General features: G+C 73.0%; 9 protein-coding genes. 1 reads left to right on the top strand and 8 read right to left on the bottom strand.

All coding sequences use genetic code 11. From position 1 onward, the window contains the following. Positions 1-191 precede the first annotated feature (191 nt). The 6 genes from ACSRUE_RS21210 to ACSRUE_RS21185 form a co-directional block, all read right to left on the bottom strand. The gene (locus ACSRUE_RS21210; RefSeq protein ID WP_441292574.1) at positions 192-1,121 is read right to left on the bottom strand and encodes a YkgJ family cysteine cluster protein; all 930 of its coding nucleotides are present in this window, start codon (positions 1,119-1,121) and stop codon (positions 192-194) included. A 210-nt stretch (positions 1,122-1,331) separates the two neighbouring features. Continuing rightward, positions 1,332-2,804, bottom strand: coding sequence for a protein adenylyltransferase SelO (locus tag ACSRUE_RS21205; RefSeq protein ID WP_441292573.1), 1,473 nt, complete (start codon positions 2,802-2,804; stop codon positions 1,332-1,334). 148 nt (positions 2,805-2,952) lie between these two features. Then, a complete protein-coding gene (locus tag ACSRUE_RS21200; RefSeq protein ID WP_441292572.1) occupies positions 2,953-4,647 on the bottom strand; it encodes a DUF1592 domain-containing protein in 1,695 nt (564 codons plus the stop codon). 83 nt (positions 4,648-4,730) lie between these two features. Next, positions 4,731-5,507, bottom strand: coding sequence for a hypothetical protein (locus tag ACSRUE_RS21195; protein ID WP_441292571.1), 777 nt, complete (start codon positions 5,505-5,507; stop codon positions 4,731-4,733). Between the two features lie 707 nt (positions 5,508-6,214). Further along, on the bottom strand, positions 6,215-6,463 hold the full coding sequence (locus ACSRUE_RS21190; RefSeq protein ID WP_441292570.1) for a hypothetical protein: 249 nt from the start codon (positions 6,461-6,463) through the stop codon (positions 6,215-6,217). Between the two features lie 312 nt (positions 6,464-6,775). Then, positions 6,776-7,714, bottom strand: a complete 939-nt coding sequence (locus ACSRUE_RS21185) for a LysR family transcriptional regulator (RefSeq protein WP_441292569.1) — start codon at positions 7,712-7,714, stop codon at positions 6,776-6,778. A gap of 171 nt (positions 7,715-7,885) precedes the next feature. Between ACSRUE_RS21185 and ACSRUE_RS21180 the strand changes: the two genes are divergently transcribed. After that, positions 7,886-8,329 (top strand): DoxX family protein, encoded by a 444-nt coding sequence (locus ACSRUE_RS21180; RefSeq protein WP_441292568.1) that lies wholly within the window; start codon positions 7,886-7,888, stop codon positions 8,327-8,329. Positions 8,330-8,368: 39 nt separating this feature from the next. Here the strand turns inward: ACSRUE_RS21180 and ACSRUE_RS21175 are convergent, their stop codons facing one another. Then, on the bottom strand, positions 8,369-10,789 hold the full coding sequence (locus ACSRUE_RS21175; protein WP_441292567.1) for a substrate-binding domain-containing protein: 2,421 nt from the start codon (positions 10,787-10,789) through the stop codon (positions 8,369-8,371). Between the two features lie 187 nt (positions 10,790-10,976). Then, positions 10,977-12,578, bottom strand: coding sequence for a hypothetical protein (locus ACSRUE_RS21170; protein ID WP_441292566.1), 1,602 nt, complete (start codon positions 12,576-12,578; stop codon positions 10,977-10,979). Between the last annotated feature and the right edge of the window lie 568 nt (positions 12,579-13,146).

The raw sequence follows: 13,146 nt of genomic DNA, 5'->3' as shown, positions 1-13,146 counted from the left end.
CCTCGAGTTCGGCGAGCCCGGCTGGCAGACCCTGGGCCGTGGCTACGAGCAGCTCCTCACCCTCGTCCAGGGCTGGAGCGCCGCGAGGGAGGTGGGGGAAATAGGATCAATCCTGAGATTTACGTACGCCTCACTCGCCTGCCTAGCGGCTGAGCCCGTATCCCACGAACCTGCACCCCGCTTTGAGCCGTTCAGGGCTCCCGGCCGGGCGCGAGACCCACCGCTGCGATGAGCTCGCCCAGGCCGGGATCCGTCGCCTTGTCGGCGCTGCGCGCCGACTCGAACGGCCGCTCCCCGCGGATCCACGCGTCGGCGAGCGAGTCGGGCCCGTTCAGGAGCAGGTGCATCGCCGCCGTCAGCTCCAGGGGGCGCATGTCGAGGCGGAACAGCTCGGAGAGGCCGAGCTGCAGGCCGGCGCTGATGGCGTGGACGCCGCGAATGGGCTCCATGAACGAGCGGCCCCCCACGCCCCGCGCCAGGAACGCGGCGCGCGCCTCGGGGTCCCGCAGCCTGGTCGCGCACTCTCCCGCGTCGAGCGAGTTCATCCCTCGACAGGAGAGCGGTCGAACCTCGTAGATCGAGCACCGCCCCGACCGCAGGAAGGGGCAGGGGTGGTCCGGCGAAAACCGCTCTGCCGAGGGCAGGCCCCGCGTCCTGTCGTGGCACCCGGACACGTGCTGAGCCACACGCGCGAGCTCCGCGTCGGACAGGGTCGACCTCAGGTGGTCGGCGATCGCGAGCGCCTCCGGCGGCGTGACCCCGACCGATTGATGGCAGCAGTGATCGCAGCCCGCCCTGCACGCCACCGCGCCATCGGGCGCGCGCGCCAGGAGCCCCGCAGCGAGCCGCGACGTGGCCGCCATCGCGTCCCGCGCCAGCTCGACCGCGCCCTCCACGCTCGGCTCCGCGCGCAGAGCGGAATAGGCCGTGTTCGCCGCGGCCGCCGCGATGTCGTTCTGCCACGCCTCCCGGAACACCGGGGTCCTGAGCGCCACGCGCTCATGCCCGCTCGCGGGGTCGCGGAGGACCGTGAGATGCACGCGGCCCGCGCCGTCCTTGCGGGCGTCTCGCCGGGCCTTCTTTCCTGACGCGGGGCGCGGCTTGCCTTTCCTCTGACTCATGGGGGCCGGTTCCTGGAGGGTGATTGCCGCCCGAGCGCTCGAAGAAACCGTAGTTTATCACACGTCCGAACCGTCCGCCAGCCTCCCAGGCGTCAACCAAGCTTCGCGCCGCGTTCTCCCACATCCTAACGTTCACGTTCACGTTCACGTTCACGTTGGTGACCGACCGTTATGGCCGACTCCCTGAGATGACGCGCTGTCCGAGAATGGTCAGGTCCCGCAGAACGTGTATTGCACGCGCTCGTCCAGCTGCGGGGGCTCGCTCTGATGCGCGCTCTCCGGCTGATCGTCGTACGGTCGCTCGAGCACCCGCACCAGCGTCTCGAACGGCTCGAAGTCGTCACGGAGGACGGCCGCCTGGATGAGCGCCTCGATCCGGTGATTGCGCGGGATGAACGCCGGGTTGACGAGCCGCATCGCGCTCGCGCGCGCCTCGGACGTGACCTCCTCCCGGGCGAGCCGCCGGCGCCACGACTCGGCCCAGTCGCGGAAGGCGCCGGGCTCCGCGAACAGGGCGGCCACCTGCGCGTCGGCCGCTGGATCGGCCGCTGAGGCGCACAGCCGGCGAAAGAAGACCGTGTAATCGACGCCGTTCGACGCGAGCCGCTCCAGCAGATCCGCGGCGAGCGCGAGATCTCCCTCCTCCTCGCGCGCGAGCCCCAGCTTGGCCCGCAGGACGCGCGCGTGGGCCGCGGCGAAGAGCGCGGAGAAGCGCTCCACGCGCTCGGTCGCCAGGCGGACGGCCTCCTGCTCGCCCTCGGCCAGGAGCGGCAGGAGCGCCTCGGCGAGCCGCGCCATGTTCCACTGCGCGATGCGCGGCTGGTTCCCGAAGGCGTACCGGCCGCCCCGATCGATCGAGCTGAACTTCTTCGCGGGATCGTACTCGTCGAGGAACGCGCACGGCCCGTAATCGATCGTCTCCCCGGAGATCGACGTGTTGTCGGTGTTCATCACGCCGTGCACGAAGCCGACGCCGAGCCAGCGCGCGACAAGGGTCGCCTGCGCGTCGACGACGCGCTCGAGCAGCGCCAGCGCGTCGTTGCCGCTGCCCATCGCGCCGGGGTAATGCCGGGAGAGCGCATAGGAAGCGAGCGTGGCCAGCGCCTCGCGGTCGTCCCGCGCGGCGAAGAACTGGAACGTGCCCACGCGGATGTGGCTCGCGGCCACGCGCGCGAGCACCGCGCCGGGGAGCACCTCCTCGCGATAGACCGGCTCGCCCGTCGTCACCGCGGCGAGCGCGCGCGTCGTCGGCACGCCGAGCGCCGCCATGGCCTCGCTCACGACGTACTCGCGCAGCACGGGCCCGAGCGCCGCTCGCCCGTCGCCGCCCCGCGAGAACGGCGTCCGCCCCGCGCCCTTGAGCTGCAGGTCGCGCCGCTTGCCGTCCCTGCCCACGACCTCGCCGAGCAGGATGGCCCGCCCGTCCCCGAGCTGGCTGACGAAGCTGCCGAACTGGTGCCCCGCGTACGCGAGCGCGATCGGCTCCGCGCCCTCGGCCAGCGTGTTGCCCGCGAGCACCTCCGCTCCCTCCGGCGAGGCGAGCTGCTCCGCGTCGAGCCCGAGCACCTCCGCGAGCGCGCGGTTCACCTTCACGACGCGCGGCGCGCGGACCCGCGCGGGGGAGACACGCGCGTGGAAGCGGTCGGGAAGGCGGGCGTAGGTGTTGTCGAACGGGAGCTTCATCGGCGAACCTTACGCGCGGAGTTGCCGCCGCTCAAGCCGCCGGAAGAGCCCGCCGCCGGGACGCGCCACGGCGCCGCGGGCGCGAGCGACGCTCAGCCGTTCGCGCGAGGGCGAGCGAACAGGCTCCTTGTCGTATCGCATTCCCTCCTCAGTTCCCGGCGACGCGCAGGCGGAAAGAGTCCGTCTGGGTGAGATCGGCGAGCAGATCGAGGATGGTATAGCCGTCGACAAGCAGGTTGACGCTGAGCCCGTGAACGTCACACCTGTCGCTCCCGTTCGGCTCCCGTCCCGTGGCAAAGGCGACCCACCGCTCGGCATAACGGCGCATGGCGGCCGGATCGGCGGCGAGCTCGTTCATCAGCTCGATGGGTGACGTGATCGTCTTGACGTCGTCGGCGCCAAAGGTGACGTCAGCGGTCCCGTCGATGGCGCCGCCGAGCGGATCGGTGGTCTGCACCTTGCCAACGGCGTCGTACCTCTCGAGCACGAAGCCCGGCGGGTTGATGTACGTACCGTGGCATCCGGCGCACCCCGCGGGGGAGGTCAGCGCCTCGATGGCCTCACGCTCCGTGGAGAACGGGCCCGGAGGCCGCGGCGCCTCGCTCGCGCCGGGCACGGGCGCCAGGTTGATCCCGAGCAGCCTGTTGACGACGAACGCGCCCCGAAGGATCGGGCTCGTGGCGCCATGACGCGCGTAGGAGCTCAAGAACCCGACGCGGGTCAAGAACCCCGGCCGCTCGGTCAGGTCGAGCTCCACCCGCGTCAGCTCCGCGCCGTAATCCGCCGCATCGAGCCCATAGAGCGGAGCGGTGTCCTGATTGACGTAACCGACGTTGCTCAGGAAGAGGTCCTTGAACGACCCCCCCTCGAACGCCACCTCCTCGAAGAGGGCGTCCATCTCTGCCATCATCGGCGCCACCACGTCCGGGGAGTAGTCGGGGAACTGGGTCGTGTCGTGGTCGACCGCTCCCCAGCGCGACCCCGGGCGAATGTCCGCATAGGCGCGATGGAACCGGGTCACGACCGGCGCCGTCTTTTCGCGGTCCTGGATCATCCGCTGCGCCTGCGCCAGGATCTGCTCCTTGGTGGCGAGCTGGCCAGCGTCGGCCGCGGCGTCCAGGAGGTCATCTGGAATGGAATCCCAGAGCAGGACCGAGAGCCTCGCCGCCACCTCGTGGCTGGAGAGCTTGATCGCGCTTCCTTCGGGCTCCTGCGCCAGCTCAGGGCGCAGGATGAACGAGGGCGAAGCGAGGAAGGCGAAGAGGATGGCCTCGGCGATCTCGCCGGGCGAGCCCTGGGGCTCCACCGCGGTGAGCCGCAGGAAGCTCTGCACCTCTTCTTCGAGCAGAGGACGGCGGAAAGCCTTGCGACCGAAGGCGGTAATCGTCTCTTCCAGGCACGCGGGCGCCGCCGGATCGCAGGCGACGAACCTGGGCTTGTTCGGCCCGCCCATCACCTCGGCGGCGAGGTGTTCGGCGGCCGCGAGATAGCCGTTCCATGCGGGCTCTGTCATGTCCCCCTCGAAGTCGGGGACGAGGAGCGCAGACGGCGGGAGGTTGCCGGCGCTCTCCAGCGTCGTCACGCCGAGCAGATCCCGCACCACCGCGTCGTACTGCCGGTTGAGCAGGCGCGGGATCTGGGACGTCACCGGGATGCCGGGCACGCAGGAATCCCCCCCTCCGACGCCCGATCCCCCCCCGACGCCGGCGGTGGCGCCGCTGCCGCCGCCGCTCTGATCGTCGCGGTCGGTGCCCTTGCCCAGGATCGTGATCCCGCACCCGGGGGCGACGAGCGAGAGCGCCGCGAAGCAGCAGAGCGAGGATACGGCGCGCCAGAGCCTCATGACAAAGCCTCCCGCCGTAGCAATCTCCGAGGCTCTCCCCCGGGATCACAATTTCGCCGCGCGTCGCTCCCTGCGGCCGGCGATCAGAGCGAGAGGCCGGCGCCGACGCGGAGCGTCCACGTGACCGCGGGCACCTCGTGGATGAGCTGCGCGGGGTGCTCGAACATGAACGATCGCCGCACCAGCGGAAATTCCGGTCCACCTTGCGCGTCGAGCCGCACGAGGGCCCCGAGCGAGGCGCTCACGCGCGCGAGGAGCCCGAGGCTGGCCCAGGGGACGGTGCCCTCCTCCACGTCGGAGATCGCCTCGCCGGCCAGCCCGGTGCCGTGAAGGAAGCCGCCCTCCGCGCCCACGCAGGGCCCGAGCGAGAGCCGGCGTGCCGGGCGGAGGAGGTCCGCGCAGGCGTCGACCCGGCCGATCCCGCGCACGAAGCGAGCGCCGCCCGGCCCGGCGTCGACCGCGCCGGTGGCGGCCACCTCGGCGGCGACGCGGAACGCCGCGCCGAGGCCCAGATCGGCGCGCAGCTCGACGAAGGGCCCCCCGCCGAGCAGCGCCTCGGGGGCGACCCCGGACGCCGCGCTTCCCTGGAGGCCCGAGCGTCCACGGGCGCTCCACGGGCCGTCGCGGCCGCGGAGGGTGCGAGGCCCCCGCGACCGGCGGCGGCGGGCGGATCGGCGCGGTCGCGGGGCGCGCGGCCGGTGCCGGTGGGGCCGGCGAGGTGGCGGGCAGCTGCGGCGAGCTCCCCGCGCCCGGCGCTGCGACGCCGCCGGCCCCGGCCGGCTGCGCAGGAGCGGCGGGCTCCGCGGCGGGCGGCGCGGCCGCGACGGGATCCACGGCCGGCGCTTCCGCCCCGCCGGCATCCCGAGCCCCGCCAGCCTCCGGGGCCTCGGACGAGCGCGGCCCGACGGCCGGCGGTTGCGGATCGAGCGACGCGGTGGGGTCGACCCGGAGGGCCGTGATGAGCGCCAGGGCCGCGACGACCTCGCCGCACGTCGCGCCGTCGACCTCGCGGACGCGCGCCTCCTCGCCCTTGCCGAGCGTGATCCGGCCGCGGCTCCTGCCCGCGCTCGAGGTGATGCGCACGCGCACGTCGAGCGCCGCTTCGTCCGCCGCGGCGGCGCGGGCGAGCTCCGTGCGCGCGGTCACCTCGCGCAGGAACGCCCCGGCGCCGGGACAGCCGTCGTGCGCCTCGAACGCGATGCGCAGGCGCTGGACCTCCGCCGAGGCGTCACCCCCGGTCAGGGCGCCGGCGAGCACGACGACGGCTGCGAGCCAGCGCGGGTGGAGCACGGCACTCTCGAACGCACGCACGGCGCGGGAGGGTACACCGAGCCATCGTCCGCGGCGCCATTGCGGTCATCGCCGTGCGCTTCTCGGGCTCGATCCCGGGCCATTTGGCCCCTCCGCGCGGCCCAGAGCCGTGAGGGCGCTCGGCGCACCCTCATCGCCGCCGCGCGAGCCGCTCCAGCTGGGCGAGGCGCCGGCGGCGATCTGCGGCGGCGGCGCGACCCGCGAGGGGGACGGCGCCCCCGCCGAGGCGGGGCGCGCGGCCGCCCCCTGGCCGCGGTCAGCGGCGGCGCGACGGAAGCGCTTCGGCGAGGTAGGTGAGCAGCTCGCTTTCATCGTCGCTGATCAACCGGTCGACGCCGTCCTCGCGGTTATGGCGCCGGACCTGCAGCGCCCCGGCGGGAGTCTGCACCAGGACGGCAATGCGCTCGAAGCCGCGCACCGAGGCCGTCCGCAGCCGCAGCGTCGCCTCTTCGAACTTCGGATCGTTTCGCCCCGGGGCCGCGCGGATGTCGAGGAGCAGCGACATCGCCGTCCGATCCACCGGGGCGAGCGCCGCGGTGACCTCCCGACACTTCTGCTCGATCTGCTCGATGGAATCGAATGGCTCCGCGGACCGCGTGATCCTCACGAGCTTCGCTGCGTGATCTATGCCAACGACGAAGTGCGCGTTGCGCAGGACCTCCCTCATGAACACCGCGCCCATTGTAGCGCGCGGCGCAAGCGCCCGCTCCGCGCGGGTCCGCAGCAGCGCTTGGCGGCCGTTGGCCGCCTCACCAGCTGACGAGCGGAGCGCCCTGAGCCAGGCGGCCCAGGTCGAGCGGACCAGGCGCGTGCTGCCCTAGCACGCGAGCCGCTTCACCCAGGCAAGGACGAAATCGCGAAACACCGCCACGTTCCGCGGCACGTGCCGCGCGCTCGGATAGACGAGGTACAGCGTCCCTGCGCGCTGCGACCACTCCGGCAGCACGTGGACGAGGCGCCCGCTCGCCAGGTCGGGCGCGGCGAGGACGCGCGGGAGCTGCCCGATACCGCCCCCCGCCCGGAGCAGCGAGCGGATGAGCTGGAAGTCGTCGGTCGCGAGGCGCCCGGTCGCCATCGCGTCGCGCACCGCGCGGGCGCCGTCGACGGGCTGCTGGCCGCGCCGGGCGCTCGGGAGGAACACCACCCGCTCGTGGTCGGCGAGCTCCTCGAGCGCGCGGGGCAGGCCGCGGCGCGCGAGGTACGCCGGAGCAGCGAAGAGCTGCACGTAGGAGTCGAGCAGCTTGCGCACGACCAGCGAGGAGTCCGGGAGCTCGCGCGTCGCCCGGAGCGCCACGTCGAAGCCCTCGCGCAAGAGGTCCACCCGGCGCGTGGACATGTCGATCTCGACCGACAGCAGCGGGTAACGCGCCCCGAACTCGACGAGCATCTCTCCGAGGAAAGACTCCCCACCATCCGGGGGAGCGCTCAGCCGTATCGTGCCCTGGGGCTGCCCTTGATAGGCGTCCAGCGCCTGCGCCGCGTCGCGGAGACCGGCGATGTGCGGCGCCACGTCGCCGAAGAAGCGGCGGCCCGCCTCGGTCAGCGCCACGGCGCGCGGCGACCGCTGGAGGAGACGCACCTGGAGGCCGTCCTCGAGCCGCGTCACCGCGCGGCTCACCGTCGACTTCGGGACGCCGAGCTGCTCCGCCGCGGCGGTGAACGACCCGAGCTCCGCCACCCTGGCGAACGCCGCGATCTCGTCGAGCTGGGGCGCCCGGGCAGGGCGCGCTCGGGCTGCCGCGCGGGGGCTGGGCATGGTAGGACCTCACGAGGGGTGGACGGCGCCGATCGGGGGCTCTCGCCAGGTTGCGCCAGCGCAACGTTGAGTTGAGCCGTTGCACGATAGCACCGGGCGTCGCGAGGGCGCATCAGGAAAGGCGTGGGCGCTCCGATCGGGAGAGCCCGCCACACCTCAGCGAGGCTCACCATGAACAACGTCAAGCGTTTCGCCCCCACCGCCGCCCGCATCCTGCAAGGGCTCGTGTTCTTCGTGTTCGGGCTCAACGGCTTCTTGCAGTTCCTGCCGCAGCCCCCGGCCCCGGAGGCCGCGGCCAGCTTCGCGGGCGCGCTCGCGGCGACGGGGTACATGTTCCCGCTCGTCAAGGGGACCGAGGTCGTCGCAGGCGCGCTGTTGCTCTCGAACCGCTACGTGCCCCTCGCGCTCGCGCTCCTCGCGCCCATCGTCGTGAACATCGTCGCCTTCCACACGTTCCTCGCGCCGGCGAACCCGGTCACAGGGCTCATCCTCGCCCTCGAGCTCTACCTCGCCTTCGCGTACCGCGCCGCGTTCCGCCCGATGCTCGCCGCGCGCGTCGACGCGAGCGCCGGCGCGGAGCAGAGCAAGCTCCGGCCGGCCGAGAGCGCGGCGTGAGCCGCCCGTCCGCGCTGACCTGATCGGCGGCCGTCGCCGTCAGCGCTGAACCAGGATGCGGCCGCCGGTCTTCGCCAGCGCGTACCGGAAGCCGCGCGCCAGGTCGACGTGCGTGACCATCGCGCCGACGTCCAGGCCCTGGGCGACCATCATCTGCGCCGCCCCCGCGGTCACGCCGACGAGCACCGCCTCCGCGCCGAGCAGCGCCGCCGCCTGCGCCGCCCGGACGAGCTGGTTCGCCGCCGTGGCGTCGACCACCGCCATCCCCGTCACGTCGATCAGCACGACCTGCGCGTCGTGCTCGTGGATCTCCTTCAGCAGCGACGCGATGAAGCCGCTCGAGCGCTGGGCATCCATCGTGCCCACCACGGGCATGACCAGGATTCCATCGGCGATCGGCACGACGGGGCTCGACAGCTCATGGATCGTCCGGAGCATCGACTCCTGGAGCTCGTTGGCCCGCTCCAGCTCGGCGGTCCGCTCGGAGATCCGGCTGAACAGCCGTGCGTTCTCGATGGCCACGGCCGCGGTGCCGGCCACGCGCTCGAGGAACGGCACGTCGTCGCTCCCGCAGGCGTCCTCACGCTCGCTGCTCAGGACGAGGACGCCGACAACGCTGCCCCGCGCCCGCAGCGGCACCCCGACGAGCGTCCGCGCGCCGGCGTGCCCGCGGAAGAGCGAGGCGTCCTCGCGCCCGCCGTGCCCGGCCGGATCGATCACGAGCGGGCGGCCGGCGTCGAGCACCCGGCCGACCAGCGAGCGCGGCGAGAAGGACACGCGCTCCTCGACGACGGGCTCCCTGCGCGCCGCCACGCCGATCAACAGCACCTCGATCGGCCGGTCGGCGGCGTCGCCCTCGACGCGCCGGCTCGCGACGCGGCGGGCCGCGTCGAGCGCGAGGTGATCGCTGAGCGTCGTGGACCACGGCGTGTGCTCGAGGGTGACGCAATCGACGCCGGTGTGGATGATGCGCGAGGCCGGCAGCTCCGCGAGCGTCGGCTCGACGCCCCGGGTGATCATCCGGTGGACGATCTCGGCGGCGCGATACCCCATGTCGTACTCGCGCTGCACGATCGTCGCGTGGATCGCGCCCCGGCGGAGCAGCGCGACCGTCGCGGAGAAGAGATCGAACGCGACGATCTTGAGCTCTCCGCCCCTGCCGATCTCCCTCGCGGCGCGGCCCCATGCCGGCCCGCCGCCGACCGCCACCCCGAAGGCGCCGGCGATGTCCGGCCGCTGCTGGAGGGCCGCCCGCGCGAGCGCCGTCCCGAGCTCCTGATCGTGCTCGCTGTCCTCGCGGGGGGGCAGCACGGTGAACTCGGGCCCTTCCATCGCCGCGCAAAACCCCTCGATGCGCTCACGCGTGTTGATCGCGTCCTTCGTGGGCCGCTGCGGCGCCACGACCCCGCCGCCCGGCAGCAGCCGCCGCATCACCTCGCCCGCCAGCCTGCCCGCCGCCACGTTGTCCGTGCCGATATAAAGCGGGGCCCGGCTGCCCGGCACCGGCGGCGTGTCGACGACGATCACCGGGATCCCCGCCTCCGCCGCGCGCCGGAACCCCTCCTCCGCCTCCTCGGGGGCGCCCGGAGCGATGATGATGCCGTCCACACCCCGCCGGATGCCGTCCTCGAGGATCTCGCGCTGGCCCCCCGGGCCGCCGGGGGGCCCGAGGCGGAAATCCACGGAGATGCCGAGGCCGCGCGCGGCGTCGACCGCGCCGTCGCGCAGGGTGTGGAAGTACGTCATGGGGGCCGACCGCCCGGCCCGGAACACGCGGGCGGAAAGCTCGCCCGACGCGGCCCCGGCGCCCTCTCCGCCGCCGGCGTCCTCGACGAGCCACAGCTCCACCGAGGCCCATTGCTGGTCGATCTGCACGCTCTTGATGCCGTGAGCGAGCGTGTCCAGCAGGTGGTGCGGCTCCACCGTGGTGCCCACCGCGTTCAGCACCTGCTCGAGAAGGCAAATCTCCTGTGCCAGCCTCGCCTTCTCGTCATAGAGCCTGTGCCGCTCCAGCGCGGCCCCGGCCGCGTCCAGGAACACCTCGAGCATCGCGCGGCGCTCGCCCTGCGGAGGCTCGAGGGTCGCCTGCTCCAAGGCGAGGTAGCCTGCCGGCGCTCCCCGGACGACGACAGGCGCGACAAGCACCCCCGCGCCGGCGGGCACCGCGCCCTCTGCCGCGATCGCGAGGGGCAGGTGCGCTTCATACCACGCATGTGCACCGACAACGCACATCCCGCTCGCCGCCTCGGGCGCCGCGCGCGGGGCGCGCGGGCCGCTCTCGGTGGCGAGGCCCGCGTCGGTCGGGAGCTTCACCCCCTGCCGAGCGAACGCGTCGAACCCTTCGAGCGCCCTGTAGACGAGGCGGTGCCCTTCGCAGAGGAGCAGGCCGCCGCGCGGCGCCCGCGGCGCGATCGCCATGGCCCGTCGCACGATCAGCTGCAATGTCGCGAAGAGATCCACTCCATGCCGCATACGGGTCCCGCTCGATCCGCCGTCACGACGCGCGACGCGGTGCCCAGAAGGCGCGATGAACCACAGTTCTGTCAAGGTCGATTTGCCCATCTCCCCAGGTGTGTGGGCCGGCTCGCGGCCCGTCGTCGACGGCCGAGGTCGTCGGGGAGGTGACGAGTCGCCCGCGCGGCGCGCGCTACGTGCAGGGCAGGATGCGCAGCACCTGGATCGTGGTGTTCGAGCTGCCGGGCGCGGCGAAGGCCACGCTCCCGTCGGGAAACGCGACGAAGTCCTGGTAACGATTGCCGAGCACGTCGACCTCCAGCGGCTCGCCCTCGGCATCGCCGGTGGCGCGGTCGCGCGTCTGCAGGAACAGCGCGCGCGCCGCGTCGTTGCGGGCGATCTCGCCGGCCCTCGTCGTGGTCTCCCAGGCCGCGAGCATGCGGGAGCGGCCGTAGGCGGCCAGGTGCGGAGCGCGGTGGTTCATGCCCGCGTCGCTGGCGATCGTGAGGTCCTTGTCCGCGGCGCCGTCGGTGAAGTGGAGCAGCCGGACCTCCGCGAGCCCGTTCGCGCCCGCCGGCTGGCCCGAGCGGATATTGCTCGTCGTGAGCCAGTATCCGCCGCCGACCGCCATGACGAGGTTTCCAAGGTTCGAGTAGGCGAGATCGACCGGATAGATGGTCTTGTAATTCGGCGCGAACGCGATGCGGTTGTCGTTGTCGGTCTTGCACACCGTCACGAACTTCCGGGCGCTGTCGTCCCAGAGGATGCGCTCGTAACCGCTGTGGCTGCAGCCCCAGTCGAAGCCGTCCCTCTGCAGCGCGCCGCTCGCGTCGACGACCTTCATGCGATCGCCCTGGTGGATGTTGATGCACCCGCCCTGCGAGACGCTGATCGCGGCGCCGAAATAGCCCGCATAGCGCGAGCCGTCGAAGGCGATGCGGCCGTGGTGCGCGTACCACCAGATCATGTACACCTCGGGCCCGTCGGGTCCGGTCGAGTAGGGCGGCAGCGCGGCGCTCGAGCTCGTGAGCTTCGTCGCCCAGGTCGCGCGCTCGCCGTCGAAGCGGACCATGTACATGTCGTGACAGGCGATTGCAGGAGACGGCGGCGTTCCGCACAGGTTCGAGGGCGTGCCGCAATTCAGCGTCCCGCCGCCCTCGGCATCGCGGGTGAGCAGCAGCACGCCGCCGCTCTCGTCGGCGTGGAGGTCGGCGAAGTCGTTCGCGGGCAAGCCGAACGAGCGCCCCACGGCTTTATCATCCGCGTCGAGCTGGAGCACGTGGACCTGCCCGTCGTCGCCCATCCATGCCAGGCGCGACCCGCCGGACGGTATCGGCGAGATGACGAGCGGCTTCAGCGCGGCCTCGTCCTCGTTGTTGATCACGCGGCCCCCGACGTCGACCTGGGTGATGCGAATACGGTCGCGGGTGACGCCGCACGCGCCGGGGCCCGGATCCCCGCCGGCACCTCCGCCGCTCCCGCTCGACGCCCCACCGCCGCTCCCGCTCGACGCCCCACCGCCGCTCCCGCTCGACGCTCCGCCGCCATTCCCGCTCGACGCTCCGCCGCCATTCCCGCTCGACGCTCCGCCGCCGCTCCCGCTCGACGCTCCGCCGCCATTCCCGCTCGACGCTCCGCCGCCGCTCCCGCTCGACGCTCCGCCGCCGCTCCCGCTCGACGCCCCTCCCCCGCTCCCGCTCGACGCGCCTCCGCCACGGCTCGACACCTCATCGCCCGACTCGCCAGCGCAGCCCGGAGGCAAGGTGATAAGAACCAAAGACCAGATGACTCGCATGCATCGTCTCGACATCTCGCCACGCTACCGCGCGAGCCGGCCGCTCATGGGGCAGAATCTCCGCTCGGCGCCCGAGCAACGCGCCGTGGCGCTCAGCGCCCTGTGCGGAGAGCTCGCGGGCCAGGACACCACGCCAGCACCCTGGACCAGAACAGCCATCGATGGCGGACATCCCCTCACCCACCGCCGCGCGAGGCGTCCCAGGCTCCTCCCGCAGGCCGGGCCCGGGCGGCTCGGCAAGGCCTCCAGCGCCACCCGAGGCGCCCCTGGACAACGCGGTCGCAGCGCCGGCCGTCGCTCGCGATCCGCCGCGATGGCCGCAGTCTCGCCCGCTCCAGACCACCGACCGCCTCCGTCACGCGGGTCCTGACGAGCGTTGACACGCACACGCTGACCTGGTAGGTGAGCGAAGCGCCCGTGCGACCGCGGCTGACGGCAACCGATGCGGGCGAGTCCTTTGCCTCGCGAAGCGATGGACGCGCAGGGCTTGGCCCCTCTCGGGCGCCGCCCACGTCGAAGTTCCGCTGCCAGGCGCTTGAATGCCATGTCGCTGTAAGACACCGCCGCC

Source organism: Sorangium sp. KYC3313, from assembly GCF_052075895.1.
Taxonomy (GTDB): Bacteria; Myxococcota_A; Polyangia; order Polyangiales; family Polyangiaceae; genus Sorangium; species Sorangium cellulosum_B.
Note: the sequence above shows the minus strand (reverse complement) of the source record. Positions and strands in the feature narration are given on the sequence as shown.